This window comes from Vibrio ruber DSM 16370 (genome assembly GCF_900163965.1).
Classification (GTDB): Bacteria; Pseudomonadota; Gammaproteobacteria; order Enterobacterales; family Vibrionaceae; genus Vibrio; species Vibrio ruber.
In genome coordinates this window covers 22,096-46,676 of the sequence record NZ_FULE01000031.1, presented here as the reverse complement: position 1 = coordinate 46,676, position 24,581 = coordinate 22,096, and the positions used below count along the sequence as shown (strand labels likewise).

The 24,581-nt window shown below is 47.9% G+C and carries 17 protein-coding genes; 10 read left to right on the top strand and 7 right to left on the bottom strand.

The features are described from left to right. Positions 1–165: 165 nt before the first annotated feature. The 3 genes from rarD (at position 166) to ggt (ending at position 3,689) form a co-directional block, all read left to right on the top strand. Positions 166–1,074, top strand: coding sequence for an EamA family transporter RarD (rarD, locus tag VR7878_RS11040; protein WP_077336153.1), 909 nt, complete (start codon positions 166–168; stop codon positions 1,072–1,074). 77 nt (positions 1,075–1,151) lie between these two features. After that, positions 1,152–1,817: a LysE family translocator gene (locus VR7878_RS11035; RefSeq protein WP_077336410.1), complete on the top strand. Its 666-nt coding sequence runs from the start codon at positions 1,152–1,154 to the stop codon at positions 1,815–1,817. Between the two features lie 105 nt (positions 1,818–1,922). Beyond that, entirely contained in the window at positions 1,923–3,689 is a 1,767-nt protein-coding gene (gene ggt, locus VR7878_RS11030; protein ID WP_077336409.1) for a gamma-glutamyltransferase, read from the top strand. A 1,018-nt stretch (positions 3,690–4,707) separates the two neighbouring features. Here the strand turns inward: ggt and yqfB are convergent. From yqfB to uvrD, 3 genes are all read right to left on the bottom strand, one after another. Then, positions 4,708–5,025 carry a N(4)-acetylcytidine aminohydrolase gene (yqfB, locus tag VR7878_RS11015; protein WP_077336147.1) on the bottom strand — a complete coding sequence of 106 codons (318 nt, stop codon included), beginning with the start codon at positions 5,023–5,025 and terminating at the stop codon, positions 4,708–4,710. Between the two features lie 89 nt (positions 5,026–5,114). Continuing rightward, positions 5,115–5,417 (bottom strand): TfoX/Sxy family protein, encoded by a 303-nt coding sequence (locus VR7878_RS11010; protein ID WP_077336145.1) that lies wholly within the window; start codon positions 5,415–5,417, stop codon positions 5,115–5,117. Positions 5,418–5,441: 24 nt separating this feature from the next. After that, a complete protein-coding gene (uvrD, locus tag VR7878_RS11005; protein ID WP_077336143.1) occupies positions 5,442–7,616 on the bottom strand; it encodes a DNA helicase II in 2,175 nt (724 codons plus the stop codon). Positions 7,617–7,929: 313 nt separating this feature from the next. Between uvrD and VR7878_RS21085 the strand changes: the two genes are divergently transcribed. Next, positions 7,930–10,287, top strand: coding sequence for a phosphatase PAP2 family protein (locus VR7878_RS21085; protein ID WP_077336141.1), 2,358 nt, complete (start codon positions 7,930–7,932; stop codon positions 10,285–10,287). Positions 10,288–10,414: 127 nt separating this feature from the next. Here the strand turns inward: VR7878_RS21085 and prlC are convergent, their stop codons facing one another. Next, positions 10,415–12,457 carry an oligopeptidase A gene (prlC, locus tag VR7878_RS10995; protein ID WP_077336139.1) on the bottom strand — a complete coding sequence of 681 codons (2,043 nt, stop codon included), beginning with the start codon at positions 12,455–12,457 and terminating at the stop codon, positions 10,415–10,417. Between the two features lie 206 nt (positions 12,458–12,663). Here prlC and VR7878_RS10990 point away from each other — a divergent pair, with 206 nt between their 5' ends. Both VR7878_RS10990 and gorA read left to right on the top strand, forming a co-directional pair. Next, complete coding sequence (locus VR7878_RS10990; protein ID WP_077336137.1) at positions 12,664–13,503, top strand: 23S rRNA (adenine(2030)-N(6))-methyltransferase RlmJ; 840 nt, start codon at positions 12,664–12,666, stop codon at positions 13,501–13,503. Between the two features lie 49 nt (positions 13,504–13,552). Beyond that, positions 13,553–14,905, top strand: a complete 1,353-nt coding sequence (gorA, locus tag VR7878_RS10985; protein ID WP_077336135.1) for a glutathione-disulfide reductase — start codon at positions 13,553–13,555, stop codon at positions 14,903–14,905. 178 nt (positions 14,906–15,083) lie between these two features. Here the strand turns inward: gorA and VR7878_RS10980 are convergent, their stop codons facing one another. Continuing rightward, positions 15,084–17,093, bottom strand: coding sequence for a methyl-accepting chemotaxis protein (locus VR7878_RS10980; RefSeq protein WP_077336133.1), 2,010 nt, complete (start codon positions 17,091–17,093; stop codon positions 15,084–15,086). A 565-nt stretch (positions 17,094–17,658) separates the two neighbouring features. Between VR7878_RS10980 and ytfQ the strand changes: the two genes are divergently transcribed. The 4 genes from ytfQ (at position 17,659) to yjfF (ending at position 22,239) form a co-directional block, all read left to right on the top strand. After that, positions 17,659–18,618, top strand: coding sequence for a galactofuranose ABC transporter, galactofuranose-binding protein YtfQ (gene ytfQ / locus VR7878_RS10975; RefSeq protein WP_077336131.1), 960 nt, complete (start codon positions 17,659–17,661; stop codon positions 18,616–18,618). 96 nt (positions 18,619–18,714) lie between these two features. After that, the gene (gene ytfR, locus VR7878_RS10970; protein WP_077336129.1) at positions 18,715–20,220 is read left to right on the top strand and encodes a galactofuranose ABC transporter, ATP-binding protein YtfR; all 1,506 of its coding nucleotides are present in this window, start codon (positions 18,715–18,717) and stop codon (positions 20,218–20,220) included. An 8-nt stretch (positions 20,221–20,228) separates the two neighbouring features. Beyond that, on the top strand, positions 20,229–21,254 hold the full coding sequence (gene ytfT, locus VR7878_RS10965) for a galactofuranose ABC transporter, ATP-binding protein YtfT (protein WP_077336127.1): 1,026 nt from the start codon (positions 20,229–20,231) through the stop codon (positions 21,252–21,254). Beyond that, on the top strand, positions 21,241–22,239 hold the full coding sequence (gene yjfF, locus VR7878_RS10960) for a galactofuranose ABC transporter, permease protein YjfF (protein ID WP_077336125.1): 999 nt from the start codon (positions 21,241–21,243) through the stop codon (positions 22,237–22,239). Before ytfT ends, yjfF begins: the two co-directional genes overlap by 14 nt. An 82-nt stretch (positions 22,240–22,321) precedes the next feature. Here the strand turns inward: yjfF and VR7878_RS10955 are convergent, their stop codons facing one another. Then, positions 22,322–23,410 carry an ABC transporter substrate-binding protein gene (locus VR7878_RS10955; RefSeq protein WP_077336123.1) on the bottom strand — a complete coding sequence of 363 codons (1,089 nt, stop codon included), beginning with the start codon at positions 23,408–23,410 and terminating at the stop codon, positions 22,322–22,324. A gap of 160 nt (positions 23,411–23,570) precedes the next feature. Continuing rightward, positions 23,571–24,509: an SPOR domain-containing protein gene (locus tag VR7878_RS10950; protein WP_077336121.1), complete on the bottom strand. Its 939-nt coding sequence runs from the start codon at positions 24,507–24,509 to the stop codon at positions 23,571–23,573. Positions 24,510–24,581 lie beyond the last annotated feature (72 nt).

Here is a 24,581-nt window from a genome sequence, read left to right as displayed (position 1 = left end):
GTAGTGGGGTTAGATGTGGAATAAAACCATAAATTATACGACCCTTCTCGCGAAAATGAGCGGAACAAATCAATTCATGATATACATTCGGTTGGTGTATACTGACTTTCCTATCACCATTTTATCATGCTTTGTGAGGCATGATGTCGTTTCAACGGAATAGCCATGAACGAAGAACAACAAGCACGACAAGGGGTGTTCTTTGCCCTTGCCGCTTACCTGATGTGGGGCATTGCGCCTGTCTATTTCAAAATGCTCGGCAATATCAATCCGGTAGAAATTATCTGTCACCGGATCCTCTGGTCTTTTTTGCTGTTGGCGGTTTTACTGCATGTTGGCAAGCAATGGCCAATGATCCGCACTCTGCTGTCAGACCGGCGTAAAATTTATTATCTGATTGCCACATCCGTGTTGATTGGCGGTAACTGGCTGATTTTTATCTGGGCGATTAATAATCATCACCTGCTCGATGCCAGTCTCGGCTATTACATCAATCCATTACTCAATGTGATTTTGGGCATGGTGTTTCTCAGTGAACGCCTGCGCGCTCTACAATGGGTAGCGGTTACGCTGGCAACGATTGGTGTGGTGATTCAGCTCATGCTATTCGGTTCGATCCCTGTCATTGCTATTGCGCTTGCCGGTACCTTCGGCATTTACGGGCTACTACGCAAAAAAGTGATGGTCAGTGCGTTAAATGGTTTGTTCATTGAAACATTGATTTTAGTTCCGGTCGCCCTGATATATTTGTTTGGTTTTGCCGACTCTGCGACCAGTAATCTGGCTGATAACTCACTCTATCTCAATGTGTTGCTCGCAATGGCAGGCGTCGTCACAACACTACCACTGCTCTGTTTTGCCGGTGCCGCAACCCGAATGAAACTTTCGACTCTGGGTTTCTTTCAGTATATCGGCCCAAGCATGATGTTTATTCTGGCAACAGTCTTTTATGGTGAACCGTTTAGTCCCGATAAAGCGACAACATTTTTATTCATTTGGGGAGCCTTAATCCTCTTCAGCTATGATGGGATTCGTAATCACCGTAAACGCCCCGTGGTTGTAATAGAAAAATAATGATTCGGAGCTGATTGTAATCTTGTTATTCAGTAATTCCGGTTATTCAGCAATAGAGAGGAACGTCACCCAACATGATCAATGAATACCAAATTCTCCTGACGCTTGCGACTATTCACTGGATTGCCTTAATGAGCCCGGGGCCTGACTTCGCTCTGGTGATTCAAAACGCCACCCGTTATGGCAGAACAACCGGTATTTATATTGCCCTCGGCCTGTCGTTCGGTATTCTGACGCATTCGATTCTCAGTCTGACGGGGATCAGTCTGATCGTCCATACCCATCCAGTGTGGTTTGCCATCATTCAAGTCGCAGGCGGCAGCTATCTGGCTTGGCTGGGTTTATCCACACTCAAAAGTCTCTATCAACGCTGGAAACATCGTCATCAGCCGCAGACGCTATCATCCGCATCTTTGTTTCTGGCCAATCGTAAGCAAGCTTTCTCCAAAGGCTTTCTGACCAACCTTCTCAATCCGAAAGCGCTGGTCTTTTTTATCAGCCTGATGTCGAGTCTGATCCCGGCCGGTTTTTCCGCTTCAGGAAAGCTAATCGCTCTAATGATCCTGTGGGGGCTATCTTTTTTCTGGTTCGCGATCCTCGCGTGGCTGCTGTCCAGTCAACGGTTACAAAATAAATTACAGTCTGTCGCTGTCTATATTGATGGATTATGCGGTGTTATTTTCTCCGTCCTCGGCCTGATAATCGGCTATCACGCCCTCTCATCTCTGACGCCCCTGTCATGATATTTTGAGTCGGGTGATTCAAAAGCGAGTCACCTGATACAAATCACATTCAACTTCTGGATTTATAAGGTATGAGATGTCATTCTAAGTGTTGCATAAATGTTAATGCAACATGGAGGTTTACCGGTGAAAATAAAAACATTACTCATACTCTCAGGGTTGTTCACCACCCTAAACATTCACGCAGCGCAGGTTGCTGATTCTGTCGCACCAGAAATCAACACGGGTCATGATGACAAGACACTGACCCATGCGAAACAGTGGATGGTCACGGCAGCGAATCCACTCGCAGCCAAAGCAGGTGCAGATATTTTGCGTCAGGGCGGTAATGCGATTGATGCGATGGTCGCGGTACAACTGATGCTCGGTTTAGTCGAACCTCAATCGTCAGGTCTCGGCGGGGGCGCATTCATGGTGTACTGGGATCAGAAAAAGCAGCATCTGACCACGTTTGATGCCAGAGAAACTGCCCCCGTTCAGGCAACTCCTGAACTTTTTCTGGATGAGCAAGGCCAGCCACTCCAATTTTATGATGCCGTTGTCGGTGGCCGTTCTGTCGGCACCCCCGGCACGGTCAAGCTGCTCTGGGAGACCCATCAGAAATATGGCAAACTGCCTTGGAAACAACTCTTTGCCCCAGCCATTGAACAGGCGAAACAGGGGTTTCGTATTAGTCCGCGTCTCGCCAAACAAATTGCCGATGATACTCAGCGTCTGAGCCGGTATTCAGGAACGCGCGATTACTTTTTTGACCCTCAAGGCAATCCAAAACCCGCCGGTACGCTGCTCAAAAATCCGCAATACGCCCAAACATTAACGCTGATCGCCAACGGCGGTGCTGATGCGTTCTATCGCGGAGACATCGCCACAGATATCGTGAAAACCGTTCGCCATGCACCCGGTAATCCCGGCGTTTTGTCACAAACAGACTTTAATAATTATACCATTAAAGAGCGCCAACCCGTTTGTGCCGACTATCAGGGGTATGATATCTGCGGCATGGGGCCACCCAGTTCAGGGGCTCTAACTGTCGGGCAAATTCTTTCCATGACGCAACATTTTGATCTGAAAAAGTGGGGCCCCGATAGCGAAAAATCATGGCAGGTGCTTGCTGATGCTTCACGCTTAGCCTTTGCTGATCGAGGAAAGTTCATGGCAGATGAAGACTTTGTGCCAATACCGACTCAGGGATTAGTCGATCAGGACTATCTTGCCCGGCGAGCAAAACTCATTCAGCCCGGTAAACCACTGAATGATGTTTCAGCCGGCAGCCCACCGTGGCAACACGCCATGCGACTCGGTACGGATCAGGCCATCGAACTCCCTTGTACCAGCCATTTCAATATCGTTGACCGGGAAGGGAATGTTGTATCGATAACAACCACCATTGAAAATGGGTTCGGCTCTCGCCTGATGGTGCGGGGATTTCTGCTCAACAATGAGCTCACCGATTTCTCGTTCAAATCCCATGACGGGGATGCCCCCGTCGCGAACCGCGTCGAACCGGGTAAGCGCCCTCGTTCATCAATGGCACCAACGATTGTGCTAAAAGATGGTCAGCCTTATCTGGCGATTGGTTCTCCCGGTGGTAGCCGCATTATCGGCTACGTCGCTCAGGCACTGATCGCACATCTGACTTGGGGACAGGATATCCAGCAAGCTTTAAATATGCCCCATATTGTTGATCGTTTCGGCCCCGTCGATCTTGAACAGGGCACCCGAGCAGAACAACTCAAACCAGCACTGGAAAAGATGGGCTATGATGTGAATGTTCGCGATCTGAACTCCGGACTTCATGCAATTCGCCTCACGAAAGACGGTCTGGAAGGCGCTGCCGATCCACGGCGAGAAGGCATCGCGATCGGAGAATAAAATGTAACCAGTAGCATAGCTAATTGGCTCGCTCGATTGTAAGAGATCTCTTACAAATGAGTGAGCCAATAGAGATTCAGACTGACGACATTTTCACATAAACAATTATAATTCATTGAATAATAATAAAATGTACAGTTATCAATCAACTGCTCATTCGAATTCTGTGACCCCATAAGATTGCCGAATACGGACAGAAACGTAATATATAACTTGTCAGCAGGGAGTTGACGAAGGGAACATCGAAAGGAATTGATTCGTTGACAGGATGGTCACGAACAGGGAACGATGGACACACTCAGGAAGAGTAAGATACATCAGGATGATGTGGGAACCGTTCAAGGATGACCGTGCTAACAGGATGGTTAGCAGACGAGGACGTCGAGGACACCGCTAGGAAGGCGATGGAAGGATCGGCTGAAGGATTCAGCAGACTGATCAAGGATTAGATGCAGGAAGCACTGATCGTAGCAGGATGGCTGCAAGTAAAGAACAGAACCCCGGTGGGCAATTGCTCCCGGGGTTTTTCTTATGCGTCTCTGACAGTCAATCTAATCACGCTAATGTAAAACCCGCTCTCTCAAAAGTTGCGACAGATCGATAGTGAATATTACCCGCGGTGGTGGCTTGGGTAACTGATTGTCAATAGAGAATACTTTTCCTCCCGGGAAATGAGGGAAAGTCATTGCTGCCGGCCAGTGATGCGTCGTGTGCATTCCTTGTAGATATCCGGACTCAGCGATTGAAAACTTGATTGATGAGCAACGATGCATAGCATTTACCTCACGATGACCAACAATAAGCTCACGAAGAGCACTGAATCATTTTCTGGTATCAAAGCTTATTTCTGCTTTGCGCCGGTATCGGTTCTCCGGGCGTGGCAAACCGCTTCGACACCCTCCGTTTGTAAATATGGGGTCAAAACAAATCACTTCCAAGAGAGAATAAGGGTAAAAAATAATCGACTTAGGCACGCTGTGCGGCAAATACCGAGAATAAAATTAAATATTCCCTAAAATTACAACCGCTTAAATGTAATCACAAACAGTTCATCTGTCTCGGGGTAGACGTCTCGAATCAAGGTTTTCAGTTGCGGTAATGGCAGATGTTCCTGCCGGGCGTGGAATTGGTTGATCTCATCAAACCGAAGCGGCTCAACAGCAATAATTTCAATATCACACACCTTTTGATGAGTCTCCAGAGTGAACACCTCGACTTGGGAGCCGACCACATAATGACTTTCGGCTCGATCTCTAATGGTGATCGTTTTCAGCCCTTCTGCCACAAAAGGGGTCAGAAACTCAAAAAACGTTATTTGGGTTGGAATTGGATTCATATACAATCATTATTAAAAAATACTAAGCCGTCATCTCATGCAAATTTCAGAAGGCAATGTCTTATAAATAACGTCTTATAAATAACGCCTTATAAATTAAGCGGCTCACCTTCAGCGGCAAATAATTTTTCCAGCTGGTCAAAACCTTCCAACTGCATGATCAAATCTGCCTTTTGTTGTTTCGCAATCGTCAGCCAGTGTTCGCCTTCCAGCGCACCGACCAACGCATAAAGCAGATTAAGACTTGGTTTGACCTGCCCATGCCGACGAATGTGAATATATGCGATGACCGCTCCCAACTCGCGCAAACGAGCGACGGATTCAATCCCTGCATCCATTAGCATCTGTTCGGATTTAGGCCCTAAACCTGGCAGATCACGCAGACGTTGCATCACTGTTATCCCTCATGCAAAAAGCTATAAAGCTTCCAGCTTCGCGTAGGCCGTCACCAGCCATTTGATCCCTTCACCATTAAACGCCACCTGAACACGCCCCTGCGGCCCCGCACCTTCAAAATTAATAATGGTGCCTTCGCCGAATTTCGGGTGTTTGACCCGACTGCCCAAACTAAAGCCAGTTTCGTTGAAGCTTTCTTTGACCACTTTCTGGCTGAACCGTCCGGTACTGGTCGGACGGCTGACTTGCGCTTTCATTCGCACTTCATCAAGGCATCCTTCCGGCAACTCGCGAATGAAACGAGACGGTTTGTGATATTTATCCTGCCCGTACAGACGCCGCATTTCCGCATAGGTAATGTAGAGTTTTTTCATCGCCCGGGTCATCCCGACGTAGCACAGACGACGCTCTTCTTCGAGCCTGCCGGCTTCTTCTGCCGACATCAGACTCGGGAACATCCCCTCTTCAACACCGACCATAAACACCAGCGGAAACTCCAGACCTTTGGCACTGTGCAACGTCATCAACTGCACGGCGTCATCAAATTCATCAGCCTGACCTTCTCCGGATTCCAGTGCCGCATGGGTCAAAAATGCCGTCAGCATAGTCATTTCTTCGGCTTCTTCCGGCTTTTCAAACTGACGCGTCGCAGTCACCAACTCTTCCAAGTTTTCCAGGCGGGCTTTTGATTTTTCCCCTTTCTCTTGCTCATACATTGCATACAAACCAGAGGCTTTAATCACATGGTCAGTCTGACGATGCAATGGCATTTCAAATGTGTCGTCTTCCAGCGCATTGATGAGTTCGACAAAGCGGCTCATAGCCCCACCGGCACGCCCCACTAACACTTTTTCTTCCAGTAGCTGAACACATGCCTGCCACATGGTACAACCGCGTTCACGGGCAGCGAAACGCACTGTTTCCAGTGTTTTATCGCCCAGTCCGCGCGTCGGAGTATTCACCACCCGCTCAAATGCAGCGTCATCATTGCGGTTTGAAATCAGCCGTAAATAGCACAACGCATCTTTAATTTCTTGTCGTTCGAAGAATCGCATCCCGCCATAAATTCGATAGGGCAGACCGGCCTGAATCAAGGCCTCTTCCAGCACCCGTGACTGAGCATTGTTCCGGTAGAGCAAAGCCGTATCCTGCAATGCACCGCCTTCGTCCTGCCAAATCTTAATTTTATTCACCACAAAACGCGCTTCATCCAGCTCGTTATAAGCAGAGTACACCGAAATGGATTCGCCCTTCTGTCCTTCCGTCCACAGGTTTTTCCCCATTCGTTCGGTGTTATTGGCGATCAGCGTATTCGCCGCTTCCAGAATGGTCTGGGTGGAACGGTAGTTCTGCTCGAGCCGGATCGTGTTTACCGCAGGAAACTCCTGCGCAAACTTCTCAATATTTTCAACCTTGGCACCCCGCCAGCCATAAATAGACTGATCATCGTCACCGACAATCATCACATGACAATCGGGCCCAGCCATCAGCCGTAGCCAGGCGTACTGAATATTGTTGGTATCCTGAAACTCATCCACCAGAATATGTTTAAACCGAGCCTGATAATGTTCACGGATGAACTGATTCTCTCGCAGTAACTCCTGCGTTCTGAGCAGAATTTCGGCAAAGTCGACCAGACCGGCACGGTCACAGGCTTCCTGATAGGCCTGATATAACCGCAGATACGTCGTGGTCACCGGATCATGATAGGTATCGATATGTTGCGGCCGAATCCCCTCATCTTTCTTGCCGTTAATCCACCAGCAAACCTGACGAGCCGGCCACTGTTTTTCATCCAGATTCTGCGCTTTGATTAGCCGGCGCATTAAACGCAGCTGATCTTCAGAATCGATAATCTGAAAATCTTCCGGCAATTTGGCGTCAAGGTAATGAGCGCGCAAGATACGGTGGCAGATGCCGTGGAAAGTCCCGTTCCACATCCCCGAAGCACTGCCCATCATCAGCGCTTCAATCCGGCCACGCATCTCCGCAGCCGCCTTATTAGTAAATGTCACCGACATAATCGAAAACGGTGAAGCTTCTTCAACGGTCATCAGCCAGGCAATTCGATGGACCAAGACCCGGGTTTTACCACTCCCGGCACCGGCCAGCACTAACAGATTTTGCAAAGGGGCTGCAACAGCTTCCCGCTGTTTATCGTTTAAACCGTCGATTAAGAGAGAGGGATCCATCATGGTGACATCACTGGCTATTTATACATGGGTGACGATTATAACCATAAATGGCTATCAAATGCTCGCCTGTCTTTGTGATCTTTGTACGATCACGCTGGTTTTTCATATTACTGATACTTAAATCAATACATCATATAACCGTCACAATTGATTCATATACCGGTGCTAATTTGCTGAATCCAAAATGAAAACATTTACTGTGTTATTGATTTGGAGAAAAAGCGGCCCCCCTTTTTGCTGACACAATATTTTACGGTTGTGGGGGTTCGTGCTGCCTGAATAAATTGTTCAATTGAAAGTAAGGAAACTTCCTATGACGAGTCATAAAGTACATACCCGATGTCTGGCCTTATCCGTCATCACCATGGCTTTAGCCGCCTGTAATCACGACGATAATACAGCGTTTACCAATCCGGGCATCCCCACCGGAAAACCGGGCACTCTGCTCATCAAAGAACCGGTATTGACCGGAACGAATATTGCGGTGGTTGATGGTGATATCCCCACCACCAACGACACAAAAAATACGGTCGCTCTTGACCCGAATTCAAACCCGATCATTCAAATCCTGAATGGATTTAATGATATCTGGTATGCCGGTGATGATACCTGGGCCAGTAACGGTTCTGATACGCTGAACGCCGTCAACGGCAACAGTGGTGTGTCGGGAGGGGGTTCAACCAGTACGACACTGGCGATTCCATTCAATTTCTCAAATGATGTCATCCGCGATATGAACATCTGGAAAGAAAACTTTGATTATGTCACCACTCTGACGCGTCCCGGCCAGTCAAAACCAGACGTTGACCGCAATAACAAAGCGGCGATGGTCTTCGCCTATCTGGATGACCAGCGGGACAAAGGTTTCAGCCTCAACGATGGTTTAGGCCCACTGACGGAAGATTATCGCTCCGGTGCGAATTCTCACTCCTCTTATGGCACAGACAGCAACAACGATGTAACCCTCACCGATAACAGCAACAATGTGACCACTGTCGATGTGACTTCAGCCACTTATAACAAAAGCCTGAATGAAAAAATTGCCAGTCATATACAAACCGGATACGGCACCACCACTGACGGCGGTAATGCGACAGAACTCAGTAATGTGGTGGACTTACTCAATGCAATCGCTTCCCACGGAGCATCCAGCCAAGCGCCAAAATATCATTTTGCCTCTCCTCGTCCGTGGCGCATCAGCAAAGATGACTATGATGTGGCGTCATTTAACGATCCGTCTGCATCGATTTACAGTCAAATTAATGATTTAACTAAATTAGATCGCGTTACCTGCCTCAATCCTGACGGAACAACGGATACAGATAAATACTACGAACGTCCGGCCAATCCAATTGTGACGCCGATGAGCGGCCTGATTTGTGCGGCCCGGACCACCTACCGTGCCAAAAGTGGCGGCGGCTACAGCGAAGGTTATGATTTCAATGCTTCTCCGCTGGCAAGCGAGACATTTTCCAGCCGGGCAAAAGACGGGGCTTTCCCGAGTGGTCATACGGCTGAAGCCTTTGACCGTGGCTTAGGCTACGCTTACGCCATTCCGGAGCGTTTTGCTGAAATGGTAGCCCGTGCCGGTGATCTTGGACAAAACCGGATTGTTGCCGGAATGCATTCCCCGTTAGATGTGATCGGTGGACGCATTATGGCCACGGCAATTACAGCGGCGACACTGACTGACCCGAATAATGCCACGGTAGCCAGCAACGCTTACAATCAGGCCAATAGCTATTTTACGGCCAAAGCAACAGCAGCGGGTTATGATAATATTTATGACTACGCCCACTGTACAACTGACGCAGAAAATCCATGTAGTAAAACGGATCGGTATGCCGATCACACCGCAATGAAAGCGCGCTACAAAGCTTATATGACCTACGGTTTCAGCCCTCTCAACGAGCCGAAAATCGACCCTGAAGTGCCAAAAGGTGCAGAAGCATTACTGGCAACTCGCTTCCCTTATCTGGATGACAATCAACGCCGTGCTGTGCTGGCAACCACTGAAATCGATTCAAACTATCCGGTGATTAATAAATCACGTGGGTGGGGACGTCTGAATCTGGTTGATGCGGCTGACGGTTATGGCGCTTTCGATGTCAATACGACCATTTTTATGGATGCGGCAAAAGGCGGATTTAACGCTGAAGATCACTGGTGGAACGATATTTCAGGTGCAGGCCGGCTGACTAAATCAGGAACGGGTTCTCTCTATCTGCAAGGTAACAATACCTATCGCGGCGGCACCATTGTTAATGCTGGTTTTCTGGTCGGTACATCTGCCACGGCATTTGGTTCGAATACCTTATACCAACAGGGCGGTACCGTCGGAGTTTCAATCAAAGCGGGGGCTTCAGATCAGACTCAAGGAGTGCTGACTGTCTCTGACTTCGTTCAAACCACCGGCAAGCTAGAGCTTAATTTGAACAATAACGCGCGCTTGAATGCATCCAATGGTATTTACCTGACCGGAACGTCGAACCAGCTGGTCTTGGATATTCCGACACTCACAACAGCCACAACCTATACCATCCTGTCATCCAATCATCTGGAAGGTACCTTTGAAACGGTGACCGCGACTGATAATAATGGGAAGGCTTATGATGTGAGCATTAATTATTCAAGCACCGGTGCAACAGTTACCGTTTCACCACGCGCTTAATTGCGACAAGCAGTGAGAGAGTCACCACTTGTTGGTTGAGACAAACCCCCATATGGGTTTAGCGCGGATCATAAAAGCCCTGTGAAAATCACAGGGCTTTTTTACATCAAGGTATAAACATTAAAATTTAAGCGGCAATCCCACAATGACGCAGCAATGCATCAATCTGTGGTTCACGGCCGCGGAAGCGTTTGAACAGTTCCATCGGCTCTTCACTACCGCCCATTTCCAGAATGTTCTTCAAGAAGCGTTGCCCGGTTTCCTGATTGAAAATCCCTTCTTCTTCAAAACGGGAGAACGCATCGGACGAGAGCAATTCCGCCCAGAGATAGCTGTAATAACCGGCGCTGTATCCCCCGGCAAAAATATGACCGAAGCTGTGCGAGAAACGGTTCCACTCCAGGCTTGGCAACACCGCGACTTTGGCTTTCACTTCAGCTAACGTCTCCAAGACGCGCGGCCCGACTTCCGGGTCGTAGTTGGTATGTAGGGTGAAATCAAACAGCCCGAACTCAAGCTGACGCAGGATAAACATCGCTGACTGGAAGTTCTTCGCTGCCAGCATTTTCTCCAGCATTGCTTTCGGCAGTGGTTCACCGGTTTGATAATGACCGGAAATGAACGCAAGGGCTTCTTCTTCCCAGCACCAGTTTTCCAGAAACTGGCTCGGCAGTTCGACCGCATCCCATGGCACACCGTTGATCCCGGAAACGGCACCGACATCAACCTGTGTCAGCATATGATGGATACCGTGACCAAATTCGTGGAACAGCGTCACCACTTCGTCATGGGTAAACAGCGCTGGTTTGTCACCGACCGGCCTGTTGAAGTTACAAGTCAGGTAGGCCACCGGAGACTGTAACTCACCGGATGATGTTACCCGACGCCCACGGCAATCATCCATCCATGCGCCACCCCGTTTGTGTTCACGGGCATACAGATCAAGATAGAAACTGCCGCGCAACTGCTGATTCTGATCGAAGATGTCAAAGAAACGAACCGATTCATGCCATGTATCGACCCCTTCACGCTCCTGTACAGTCATACCAAACACGCGGTTGAGCACTTCAAACAATCCGCTGACAACTTTGGACTCAGGAAAATAAGGGCGCAGCTCTTCATCCGAAATCTGGAACAAATGCTGTTTCTGCTTTTCGCTGAAATAAGCAATATCCCACAGTTCGAGTTGCTCGACACCGAAGTTTTCTTTCGCGAAGTCACGCAGTTCCTGTACTTCTTTTTCACCCTGCGGCTTAGCTCGTTTGGCCAAATCATTCAAGAATGTTAGTACCTGTTCCGGAGACTCAGCCATTTTGGTTGCCAGTGACTTTTCACTGAAAGAATTAAATCCAAGCATTTTGGCAATTTCATGGCGAAGTTTAAGCTGCTCGGCAATGATATCGCTGTTATCCCACTTGCCAGCATTCGGGCCGCGATCCGAGGCGCGGGTGACGTAGGCTTCATACATTTCCTGACGCAGAGCCTGATTGTCACAATAGGTCATCACCGGCAGGTAAGATGGCATTTCCAGCGTCAGCAGATATCCGTCTTTCCCTTTTTCTTCAGCAGCCGCTTTTGCCGCTGCCAAAGCACTCTCAGGCAGACCGGACAATTCGCTTTCATCGGTGATATGTTTGGTCCAGCCCATAGTGGCATCAAGCACATTGTTGGAGAACTTGGAGCCTAATTCAGACATCCGTTTGCTGATTTCGCCATAGCGTTTTTGCTCAGCCAGCGGCAGACCGATACCAGACAGTTCAAAATCTCTTAATGCATCACGAATCGTTTTTTGCTGAGCCTGAGATAAAGACTGATACGCTTCGCTGGCACGAATTTTCTGATACGCCTCAAACAGCCCCTTATGCTGTCCGACCCATGTGCCGTATTCAGACAATAGTGGCAGACAACTTTCGTACGCTTCCCGCAATGCTTCACTGTTCACCACCGAATTCATATGGCTGATCGGTGACCAGATCCGGCTTAAGTGATCATCAACCTCTTCAATCGGGGCAATCAGGTTTTCCCAGCTCGGCTGAGTATTGCCTTCAAGCACCGCCTCGATTTTAGTCCGACAGTTGGCAATCGCCTGTTCGATCGCCGGTTTGATATGTTCAGGCTGAATCTGAGAAAACGGCGGCAAGTCCGTAAAGGTGAGCAGTGGGTTCGACATAAACGATTCCTTTTATTTTGAAAGCATCAGATACATATACCAATGATTCTCGCTGAAACGGCATCTGAAAGCCAATAGACATTACAAATAGTAAATATAGGTAGATTCTACGATTTTCAATAGCAACAGATCATCACAACGATCTTATCTTCACGTATAATCCCGGTAATTCTGTATTCATCCATATTCGGTTCGGGGAGCACACTTTGTTAAGTTACCGCCACAGTTTTCATGCAGGCAATCATGCCGATGTCCTTAAACATACGGTACAGAGTCTGATTCTGACTGCGCTGCAAAAGAAAGAGAAACCTTTCGTCTACCACGACACCCATTCGGGCGCCGGGCGGTATGATTTAACGCACGAATGGTCAGAAAAAACCGGTGAATACAAACAAGGTATTGGCCGAATCTGGCAGCAGTCACACCTGCCTCAGGCTCTGGAAAACTATCTGGCAGCGATTCAAACGCTCAACGCGTCAGAGACACTACGCTACTATCCCGGATCACCCCGGGTCGCCAAGGCGCATTTAAGAGCACAGGATCGCATGGTGCTTACCGAACTTCATCCCAGTGATTATCCGCTGCTCCAACAAGAGTTCGCGCGTGACTCACAGGTCAGTATTTATAAAGATGATGGTTTCCGTTGTCTCAAGGCCAGCCTGCCGCCCAAAGAACGTCGCGGACTGGTGCTGATTGATCCGCCCTACGAACTGGCGCACGAATATCAGGATGTCGTCAAAGCCATTGCCCAGAGCTATAAACGTTGGGCCACCGGCATCTATGCGATTTGGTATCCGGTGGTTTACCGAGCCAATATAGATGATATGCTGGCAGGATTAGAATCGTTGGGAATTCGTAAAATACTACAAATCGAGCTGGGGGTTGCACCAGACAACAACGAAAGGGGCATGACCGCATCCGGCATGATTGTGATTAATCCCCCTTGGACACTGGAAACTCAGATGCAAGAGATTTTACCGTATCTGCAATCGGTTATCGCACCGGAAACCGGACACACAACACTCCAGTGGGTTGTCCCTGAATAAGTTCGTGACGACCCCAGACATAGACAGACTTAGAATAACGGAGAAAGTAATGGCAACACATTTTGATTATATCTGTATCGGCGGCGGCAGTGGCGGTATCGCATCAGCTAACCGTGCAGCAAGATATGGCGCGAAAGTCGCGCTGATTGAAGCCAAAGATTTAGGCGGCACTTGTGTCAACGTCGGCTGCGTGCCGAAAAAAGTCATGTGGCATGGCGCTCAGATAGCGGAAGCCATTCATCTGTACGCTAAAGATTACGGTTTCGATGCTCAACTCAACGGTTTTGACTGGTCAAAACTGGTGGAAAGCCGTCAGGCTTATATCGGTCGGATCCACCAGTCTTATGACCGTGTTCTGGGCAACAACAAAGTCGAAGTCATTCGCGGGTTCGCCAAATTTGTCGATGCGAAGACCGTCGAAGTCAATGGTGAGCATTACACCGCAGATCATATCCTGATTGCCGTCGGTGGTCGTCCGTCGATCCCTGCCATTCCGGGAGCAGAATACGGTATCGATTCTGATGGATTTTTTGATTTACAGGCACAGCCAAAGCGTGTGGCCGTCATCGGAGCCGGTTACATTGCAGTTGAGATTGCCGGTGTACTGAATGCCTTAGGCACAGAGACTCATCTGTTCTGCCGTAAGGAATCACCGCTGCGCAGCTTTGACCCGATGGTGATTGAAACCCTGATGGAAGTGATGGCCGCAGAAGGTCCGACACTGCATACGCACTCCGTGCCGCAATCCATTGTCAAAGAAGCAGACGGCAGCCTGACGCTACATCTGGAAAACGGGAAACAGCAAAATGTTGACCAAGTCATCTGGGCGATTGGTCGTCACCCGGCAACCGATGCGATCAATTTGGCGGCCACCGGCGTCGCAACAGATGAGAAAGGCTACATCAAAGTCGATGAGTACCAGCAAACCAATGTTGAGGGTATCTATTGTGTCGGTGATATCATGGCAGGCGGCATCGAGCTCACGCCTGTTGCAGTGAAGGCCGGACGTCAATTGTCTGAGCGGCTGTTCAACCACAAGCCCGATGCAAAAATGGACTACAATCTGGTTCCGACCGTGGTCTTCAGTCACCCGCCAATCGGCATCATCGGCCTGACTGAGCCCGAAGCAATTGCTAAGTTTGGCGAAGACAACGTCAAAGTCTATCAATCGAGTTTTACTGCGATGTATACCGCTGTCACCCAACACCGTCAGCCATGCCGGATGAAACTGGTCTGCGTCGGTCCGGATGAAAAAGTGGTCGGCCTGCACGGGATTGGCTTTACAGTCGATGAAATGATTCAAGGCTTCGCTGTGGCGATGAAGATGGGCGCGACCAAAGCTGACTTCGATGCAGTTGTGGCCATTCACCCGACCGGCTCGGAAGAGTTCGTTACTATGTAATTGATGCAGTCACCATAAGAGAGGGCGCCATGCAATATCCGGTGCCCCTCTGAAAAACAATCAACCACTGACCGTACTGCATCAACCGTCAGTGGTTTTTATCGGTGGCTCATATCTTCTCGCGTGTAACCATCCTTTTAAGCCATCCTTTTAAGCAAGGCCTGCAATTCATCATCGCTTACTGATAACGATAAGACTCATTGAAGTGCTTAAAGATCAATTTGAGCGCCGAGTGCTGCGCCTCTGAGAGTCCCGTGAATTTCAAGCCATAGTCATAGTTCTCCTGTTGCTGCTTGGTATGAACAATGTTGGCTTTGACAATCAGTGGGTTCGAGCCGGAATGTTTTATTTGCTCAGGTAAATGGAACTGAAGTGTCACGATCTCTTTGCCATCTAATGCCGATGTTGTGCGAATCTTAATCCCATCCATACTGATATCACTGGTAATCCCTTCGATAGTCCGTTGATTTTGTAGTAATTTCACCCGCAGTTTATTGCCCGCCCGCGGAGAGTTGCGCTGCTCACCTTGTTCTTTAGCGACAGCTTCACTGACATGGGTTTTGAAGCCGTTGATTTGTTGATCTAACTGTTCAGAGATATCGTACAAGTCACCCGCCACCATCGAGGTCGTCCCTGCTTTATCTGAGCTTTCCGTTAATACTACAAACAGGTCTTTGAGTTTATCATCCAGATAGTTCAAGTTTTTGGTTTGCTGCTGATTATACTGCTGGATGGTTTCGGTACTTGTCGTGGTATCACCGATACCATCAGACATCGAGGTGAATGCCTCTACCGTCTTTTCTGATGTTTGTTGTGATTGGTACACAGCGGAAACCACCGATTGCATAGAAACCACTGAGCTTTCAACTTTTTCAGTTAACTGGCTGATCAAGTCTGAAATATCCTTGCTGGAACTGGATGTCCTTCCCGCAAGGTTTCTCACTTCATCGGCAACAACGGCAAATCCTCGTCCCTGCTCTCCGGCGCGGGCGGCTTCGATGGCCGCATTTAAAGCTAACAAATTGGTTTGTTCTGCAATGTTATGAATCGATTCTGTGATTTCATTAATTTGAGCGGTAAAGTTTTTCAGTGCTTCCATCTGCTCAGATGCGTTATTGACCGACCCTACCGCTTTTTTCAATTCCTCAATGCTTTCATTGACATAAACAATGCCTTCTTGTGCGATCGTCAAGGTGTCTTGTGAGATTTGGGAGGTGCGCTCAATGGTATCACTGACAACCTGAGAGGTTTCCAGCAACGAGTTGATTGCTGTGTTTACTTCAGATGAGTTTTCGCGCTGCGCTTTGCTGCCACTGGATATCTCCGTAGAAACATCCGCCACTTGCTGAGCAGAATGAGCCATCTGACGACTGTTACGTTTCACCAAATTAATCACATGATGCAAAGATGCCCTCATCTGTTCGATATTCTTCAACAGTAAACCGAGCTCATTTTTACCAAAAACTTGATTACCATCACCCACTAGATTCCCCGACGATATCCGACCGGTGGTTTCCAGCGCTTGATTGACCGTTCTCAGAATACTCCGTGCAACCAGTGTAACCACGAAGATTGACAACAGAATAGCCACGATTGCAGCAATAACTTGGTTACGCTCCATGACAAAGATTTTCTGCTCTGATTCCTCAGCAAACAGAGAGACCGCAACATTCATATTTTTCAGGATGGCTAAACTCTGCGCATTAATTTTGTTCAATATTTCAGGTTCAGTATTGGTATCGGAGATGCTACGCATCATCTGTTGCTGCTCACGCCACAGATCCATCACTTTATTGAGTTGCTGAGATATTTTTTCTGACGCCGGCGGGAGTGTCACCGGTTGTTTCATGGTCAAATCCAGGTAGGTTTGACCGCCTTTATTCAGTGCTTCTAACGACACTTCAAACAGTTTTTGGGTTGCATTGATTGTGGATAAATCGGGGCTTTTGTTGGTCAGGGTCGCGTGTTGCAACGCTAAAAAAAACTCCTTGGTTATTTTTTGTGAAAGCATTCGCTCCCGACCGGCAATATTGATGACTAAAGTGTCATTTTTTTGTTGTTTGAGAGCAATCACGGTATAAGAGACTAGGCCTGTAATCACCAGCACGAAGAATAACGCTAGCATTTGTAGGATTCGCTTTAACGAGACATTATCTATCCAAGTCACAAACCGTTTTGTCGTCTGCATCTGCTGTCCTTACCTATTAAACCGGGCGCAAGTATCTAAATAACCAAGTATCTATACCACCAATAAATAACGTATAGGTTACTTACTACTGATATGCAATTGAATTGGCCTGAGTCCTGTTTTATCCCCTGATGACTTCACATAAATATGAGATAGTTTGAACCGTTGAAACCCGATAGAAGAATAAAATATATGGAATGCTGTGCGTACGATGCCAAGCTGACAACAATTGGGTTTACACATCGCTCACACGCCCGGAATTCAACCGCTTCAGCTTTGGTATCCACTGTCATTATATCCCGACACAGTGCACATAATATAAAACCAAGCTAATACACAATTTCGCTCGATTTGTCGGTGAACACCTCATTTGACGTGTCCAATTCGTCCAATATAGCCCATTAGATGCTGTATACATGGACAATTATGCTACCAAAATCTATTTGTGATTAAGCTCTCGCATCGCTCAATTATTGCTCATTACTATAATTGTGGCACCTTGACTGGTCCCATAACTATTTTGATTACAACAACAAAAGTAACGTGAAACGAAAAAGGGAATCCTATGTTAAAACAAATAGCAGTCGCGACAGCGATCGGTAGCATTTTGCTATCTGGAAGTTTATTGGCAAAAACACTCACTGTTGGCTTTTCACAAATTGGTTCTGAATCCGGCTGGCGTGCAGCCGAGACCAGTGTGGCAAAAACGGAAGCAGAAAAACGAGGAATTAACCTTAAGATTTCTGATGCTCAGCAAAAGCAAGAAAACCAAATCAAAGCCGTCCGTTCTTTTATTGCGCAAGGTGTTGATGCAATTTTTATTGCACCTGTCGTTCAGACTGGCTGGGAACCGGTACTGGAAGAAGCGCGTGACTATGATATCCCGGTATTTTTGTTAGACCGGGGCATAACTGTTGATGATGACTCTTTGTATATGACATCCGTCGCTGCCGACAGTGTTCATGAAGGTGAAGTGGCCGGTAACTGGCTGATTGATAAAGTCAACGGTAAAAAATGTAATGTGGTCGAATTACAAGGGACTGTCGGCGCCAGTGTGGCTTTAGACCGTAAAGCCGGATTCGCGAACGCGATCGGCAAAGTGTCTAACGTGAAAATTATCCGGACACAATCAGGTGACTTCACCCGCAGTAAAGGCAAAGAAGTCATGGAAAGTTTTATCAAAGCGGAAGACAACGGCAAAAACATCTGTGCGGTCTATGCCCATAACGATGATATGGCAATCGGTGCGATTCAAGCGATTAAGGAAGCAGGACTGAAACCGGGCAGCGATATCTTGATTGTATCGATTGACGGTGTACCTGATATTTTCAAAGCGATGATAGCCGGTGAAGCGAATGCCTCTGTTGAACTGACACCGAATATGGCTGGCCCTGCATTTGATGCGCTCATCGCCTATAAGAAAGACGGCACAATGCCTCCTAAACATATTACAACTGAATCTAAATTCTTTGAACCTGCCGATGCACCAGCACAACTGGAGCTGAAAAAAGACATGGGTTATTAACCTGAAGGCAATGAGACCGGATGGTCATTAAGCCTGAATTATCCCGCCAAACCACAAGGTGAGGCGGGATGAAAGTCAGCCACAATTGGAGTGATTATGTCATTGGAAAATAATAATGACATCGTTTTACATGCCAAAGGAATTTGCAAATATTTTCCCGGAGTACGCGCCCTGAATAATGTTGATTTTATGCTGAGAAAGGGTGAAATCATGGCATTGCTTGGCGAAAACGGTGCAGGAAAGTCCACATTAATTAAATCACTGACTGGGGTTTATCAGCGTGACGGCGGTGAAATTATTTTAGATGGAAAATCCATCAATCCGCAAAGTACCGCTGATGCCCAAGCATTGGGGATCGGTACGGTTTATCAAGAGGTCAATCTGCTGCCGAATATGTCCATTATGGATAACCTGTTTATTGGCCACGAACCCAAAAAATTTGGTTTCGTTGATCGCAAAACCATGCAGACCAAAGCGCGAGAAATAGTCAGACAATACAATCTCAATATCGATGTTACTCAACCGCTCAATCATTTTTCTGTCGCGATTCAGCAGGTGATTGCTATCGCGAGAGCGGTGTCACTTTCTGCAAAAATTCTGATCCTCGACGAGCCGACCGCCAGTCTGGACAGTAATGAAGTGGAAATGCTGTATGGCATCATGCGTGATTTGCGCGACCAAGGGATCAGTCTGGTCTTTATTACCCACTTTTTAGATCAGGTCTACGCGGTGAGTGATCGCATCACAATACTCCGAAATGGAGAATTGGTTGGTTCCGAAGAAACGACCAAACTACCGCGTATTGAGTTAATCAAAATGATGCTCGGCCGCGAGCTCGAAGACAACGCACTGGCAAGAGTCGGCAAAACCCGCCTCAGTGATAACCCTATCGCGAAATTTGTTCAGTTCGGTAAAAAAGGCACCATTGAGCCGTTTGATCTTGAAGTCTATCCCGGTGAAATTGTCGGTTTAGCCGGCCTGCTTGGCTCAGGCAGGACTGAAACCGCGCAAGTCATTTTCGGCATAGAGCCCAACGATAGCGGTGAAAGCTATATCAAAAGCAAGCCAATCAAAATTCGTTCGGCCCGACAAGCTTCATCTTTAGGGCTCGGCTTCTGCCCCGAAGACCGAAAAACCGACGGTATTATTGCATCGGCATCCGTGCGTGAAAATATCATCCTGGCACTACAGGCTCAGCGCGGCTGGTTTCGTCCGCTGTCCCGGGCAGAGCAAGAAGCCGCTTCGCAACGTTTTATCAATCAGTTGTCGATCAAAACGCCGAGCATGGAACAACCGATCGAATTCTTATCCGGCGGTAACCAACAAAAGGTGCTGCTTGCCCGCTGGCTATTAACCAAGCCGAAGTTTCTGATTCTCGATGAGCCCACCCGGGGGATCGATGTCGGTGCGCACGCAGAAATTATTCGTCTGATTGAGTCCTTGTGTGCCAACGGATTGGGCTTACTGGTCATCTCTTCCGAGCTGGAAGAACTGGTCGGTTACGCGGATCGCGTGATTGTGCTGCGAGATCGCAAACAGGTGGCAGAAATTCCGGCGGAAAATCTGTCTGTCCCCAACATCATGCAAGCAATTGCTATGTGAGGCGCGTTATGGATACATCAAGTTTACGGGCACATTTCAGCTCGGACTGGAAAAAGAAGTTACCCAAAGGCACGCCGCAAATCGCTGCACTGATCTGTGTGCTGTTGATCAATAACTTCGCGGCAGACAATTTCTTTTCCATCAACATACAGGACGGCCGGCTGTTCGGCAGTGTGATTGATATCCTCAATCGCTGCTCACCAGTAGCACTCTTAACCATTGGTATGACATTAGTGATTGCCACCGGGGGGATTGATTTATCCGTCGGTGCCGTCATGGCGATCAGCGGTGCTACATTTGCCAGCTTAGCGACTCAAGACTATCCGATAGCGGTGATTATTCTGGCCTCATTAATGGCTGGCGCTTTATGCGGTTTATGGAACGGTTTTCTGGTTGCGGTATTCAAAATACAGCCGATCGTTGCCACGCTCATCCTGATGGTTGCCGGACGAGGGATTGCCCAGCTCATTACCGAAGGGCAAATCGTGACCTTTAATAATGAAACGTTAGCTTGGATCGGCAGTGGTTCTTTTCTCTATCTGCCGACACCGGTAGTGATCACCATTGTAGTCGCGGTCGCGATCTGGCTGCTGACGCAGAAAACGGCATTAGGTCTGTTTATTGAATCCGTCGGGATTAATATCCGGGCAGCGAAAAATGCCGGGATCAATGCGCCAACGGTGGTGATCTCAACTTACGTGATTAGTGGGATAACCGCAGCCGTCGCCGGTATGATTGTCGCTGCGGATATCCGCGGTGCCGATGCCAACAATGCCGGCTTATGGCTGGAAATGGATGCGATTCTCGCTGTGGTCATCGGAGGAACGTCTCTTGCCGGAGGACGTTTTAATCTCTTTATTGCACTGATAGGCGCGCTGATCATTCAAGGTGTGAACACCGGGATTTTGCTTTCCGGCTATCAACCTCAATGGAATCAAATCGTTAAAGCGATTGTGGTATTACTGGTTCTGGTGATGCAATCTCCGGCTGTAGTACAACTGCTGAAGGGAGGACGCCAGCATGATAAAGCGTAATTTGCCACTCGTGATTACGATTCTGGTATTTATTATTGGCTACCTGATCTGTCTGGTTGAGTTTCCGGCTTTTGCATCAACCCGGGTGATCTGTAATATTCTGACGGACAATGCCTTTTTGGGAATCGTTGCAGTCGGTATGACCTTTGTCATCCTTTCCGGTGGAATTGATTTATCCGTTGGTGCCGTGATTGCGTTTACCGGAGTGTTTCTCGCTAAAATGATTGGCGACTGGCAGGTTGCCCCACAATTGGCCATGGTGATAGTTCTGATTATGGGCGGGGCATTTGGTGCCGGAATGGGATGGTTAATACACACCTTAAAAATCCCACCATTTATTATTACACTTGCCGGGATGTTTTTCTTACGGGGAACCAGCTTTCTGATTTCAGAACAGTCGCTGCCGATTACTCACCCGTTTTTCAGGGAGCTTTCCCGCAGTATGTGGAAAATTGCCGGTGGCGGGCGCCTGAGCTTGCTGGCCGTGATCATGCTGGCCGTTGTCATTATCGGTATCTTGGTCGCCCACCGGACACGCTTTGGTAACAATGTCTATGCCATTGGAGGAAATACCGTTTCCGCCGGATTAATGGGCGTGGCGGTAAAACAGACGACCATCGGTATTTACATGCTCTCCACGTTGTTGGCAACGACAGCCGGAATTGTATTCGCGATCTACACCTCAGCCGGTTATCCGCTGGCCGCGGTCGGTGTTGAGCTGGATGCCATTGCTGCGGTCGTCATCGGGGGAACGTTACTGTCCGGTGGCGTCGGAACAGTGTTCGGCTCGCTGTTTGGTGTACTGATTCAAGGGCTGATTCAGACCTATATTACCTTTGACGGCACACTCAGTTCATGGTGGACCAAAATCATCATCGGTATTCTGTTGTTTGCTTTCATCGGATTGCAGCGCTTGCTGATAGTGATTTCAGAACGGAATAAAGTGGTGAACACCATGAAGGCCGCAACTGCGGAAGGCACTTAGCAAGTTGTGGTTTCCGTACTGCATCAAAGACAAAGCCGCTGTAAAACAGCGGCTTTGTCAATGAAATCTCTTTACCAATCAATTAGAGAGAGACGGCAAAAGTGCCTGTCGGGGTTACTGGCAGGTATTTTTTGTAGAAGTTGAGATATTCAGCTTCAGGATCCAAATCTGCAAACAAATCCGGATACAGCGCTTTAGCGATAAACTGGGTCATCGGTGCATCCATAATGCTGCGCGAAGCACCGTGGTAGATACCAATCATCCGGTTATTCTTCACCGCGGGCAAACTCTCCCACCCTAAACGATGCTTGTAACCTTTTAAGCGAGCAATTGCGGTTGCACGGTCAATATTCTGACCAATCAGCATCGCATCATCCGCACCGCCAAACTCATAACCAGTGATCAGGACAACATCTGGCTGAGCCGCTAATACTTGTTCAGGATTCAAATGTCCCCACCATTCGACAAACGGTTTGGAGATGTTATCCCCTCCGGCAACTTCGGCCATCGCACCCCACATATTTTTGCCGAACGTGTAACCATATTCTTTTGTGCCCGGAAAACCAAACTCAGCATAGATCGTCGGCTTCGGCAAATTAGCTTTTGCCAGACGGTCTTTCACCACCTGAATCATATTTTTGTATTCGGTCGCAATTTTCTTTGCGCGTGCTTCCTGACCGGTAATTTGTCCGATAATCAGGGTGCTTTGCACATGTCGTTTGACTGTCTGAGCGTTGTAATCAATCACAATTACCGGAATACCGGCCTGTTCCATACGATCCACATCACTACCCAAACCTTTGTACTGCCATTCAGCCAATACCAACAAGTCTGGGTGCAAACTAATCACTTTTTCGACAGAGAATGTCTGAGTATCCACTTTACCCACATCAGGCAAAGTTTCGAGTGATGGTCGATGCGCAACATACATTGCCCAGTTCGCCGGACGCCACTGCTCCCAAATTCCCTTTGACATCCCGACAACATGATCAAATGCCTTTTCCGTACCGATGGCCATATAGTCTTCGCCATAAAAACCGAGCAATACGCGCTTAGCCGGTAGATCAAGCGTTACCTGACGACCCAATACATCAGTAACCGTCGTGACCTTAGCAGCAACAATCTGAGGCACAAATAAAATCAAAAAAAGCGTCATGAACCTTTTAAGCATGGTGAATTCCTTTACAAACGGGGATAGCAAAAGCTGGATTTTACCCGATTAGTAAAAAAAATAAATAATATTCATTATCATTTGATAGGAAATATCATCTTATTTGATGTTTATCATCATTGCTGCTTAAAAGTCATGATGGGTTGCTGAAATAAGAAGACTATTGAACACAGACAACATTCAGCAGTGATGAGCCTTTCAACTGACTGACTTTGCCGCTGGTAAACATACCTCGCTTGTCCATCCCCCAATAGGGTAGGTAAAGAGGCCACTGTTCGCGATTCATGATTTGAGAGGCCAGCAGTTGTTTCCACTGACTCTCGGTCGCCATTTTCATGCCAATTTTTTGGCAGGTTGCATAGGCCTGCTCATAACTCAAGCGGTTCCAGGGGATTTCGTATTCCATGTAAAACTGAGACGCTTTTACCCCCAGAAACGGAATAACATATTTTACCCCGGCAATAACGGTTTGTTTTCGTATTTCTATGCCTTCAGCCGCAGCTGTCGGAGTAGCAGCTTTCTGGGGCGCGACTGTCCGGTTTGATGGCTGTGCTGCTGGCGGTTGAGATGACTTGGATGGTGCGGGTGGCTGCGATGTAGACCGGGGTTGACTCACTCGACGTTGCGCCACTGATGCTTTAGGCGGCGGTGTTGTTTTCGCTGCCGCAGCCTCTTGTGCTTTACGAACCTCCCGGATAAATGCTTCATGATATGCTTTTAGCCGGTGAATTTTCTTCAGCTCCTGTTTTGCTTTACGAATATCATTATACGGACCGATCAAACAACGATACTGGTTGGCACCCGGCTTCATCCAGACATCGGTAGAAATTTGTCGGTACAGTATCTTCGCATCCGCTAAAGGCATTGGTTGACTAAAAATACCACACTGAATCCAGAACATTGAGTTCTTGCTTCGCGGCCCGCTTTTCCCCCATAACCCCTCACCGATCGGGCAGTTTTTGTCTAATGTGGGAAGCTCCTGTGTGGATGCCTGTGTCGCATCACAAAGAAATTCTTCTTGTGCGTTCACCCAATGAGCCCAAAAAACGCAAGAAAATAAGGCGAAACTCATTAGGATATTTTTGGTGACTTTTATCATCACGTTCACAACAAAATCCTTTCACTTTAAATTGTCGAATAATCAATTGATCACAACACCGCTCCAATACGA

Bases quoted from the DNA above. Each gene is read 5' to 3' on its own strand.
- uvrD (WP_077336143.1), bottom strand. From the start codon at position 7,616: ATGATGGATCCCTCTCTCTTAATCGACGGTTTAAACGATAAACAGCGG.
- VR7878_RS21085 (WP_077336141.1), top strand. From the start codon at position 7,930: ATGACGAGTCATAAAGTACATACCCGATGTCTGGCCTTATCCGTCATC.
- yqfB (WP_077336147.1), bottom strand. From the start codon at position 5,025: ATGAATCCAATTCCAACCCAAATAACGTTTTTTGAGTTTCTGACCCCT.
- VR7878_RS11010 (WP_077336145.1), bottom strand. From the start codon at position 5,417: ATGCAACGTCTGCGTGATCTGCCAGGTTTAGGGCCTAAATCCGAACAG.
- prlC (WP_077336139.1), bottom strand. From the start codon at position 12,457: ATGTCGAACCCACTGCTCACCTTTACGGACTTGCCGCCGTTTTCTCAG.
- gorA (WP_077336135.1), top strand. From the start codon at position 13,553: ATGGCAACACATTTTGATTATATCTGTATCGGCGGCGGCAGTGGCGGT.
- ggt (WP_077336409.1), top strand. From the start codon at position 1,923: ATGCAACATGGAGGTTTACCGGTGAAAATAAAAACATTACTCATACTC.
- VR7878_RS10980 (WP_077336133.1), bottom strand. From the start codon at position 17,093: ATGCAGACGACAAAACGGTTTGTGACTTGGATAGATAATGTCTCGTTA.
- rarD (WP_077336153.1), top strand. From the start codon at position 166: ATGAACGAAGAACAACAAGCACGACAAGGGGTGTTCTTTGCCCTTGCC.
- ytfR (WP_077336129.1), top strand. From the start codon at position 18,715: ATGTCATTGGAAAATAATAATGACATCGTTTTACATGCCAAAGGAATT.
- ytfQ (WP_077336131.1), top strand. From the start codon at position 17,659: ATGTTAAAACAAATAGCAGTCGCGACAGCGATCGGTAGCATTTTGCTA.
- ytfT (WP_077336127.1), top strand. From the start codon at position 20,229: ATGGATACATCAAGTTTACGGGCACATTTCAGCTCGGACTGGAAAAAG.
- VR7878_RS10950 (WP_077336121.1), bottom strand. From the start codon at position 24,509: ATGATAAAAGTCACCAAAAATATCCTAATGAGTTTCGCCTTATTTTCT.
- yjfF (WP_077336125.1), top strand. From the start codon at position 21,241: ATGATAAAGCGTAATTTGCCACTCGTGATTACGATTCTGGTATTTATT.
- VR7878_RS10955 (WP_077336123.1), bottom strand. From the start codon at position 23,410: ATGCTTAAAAGGTTCATGACGCTTTTTTTGATTTTATTTGTGCCTCAG.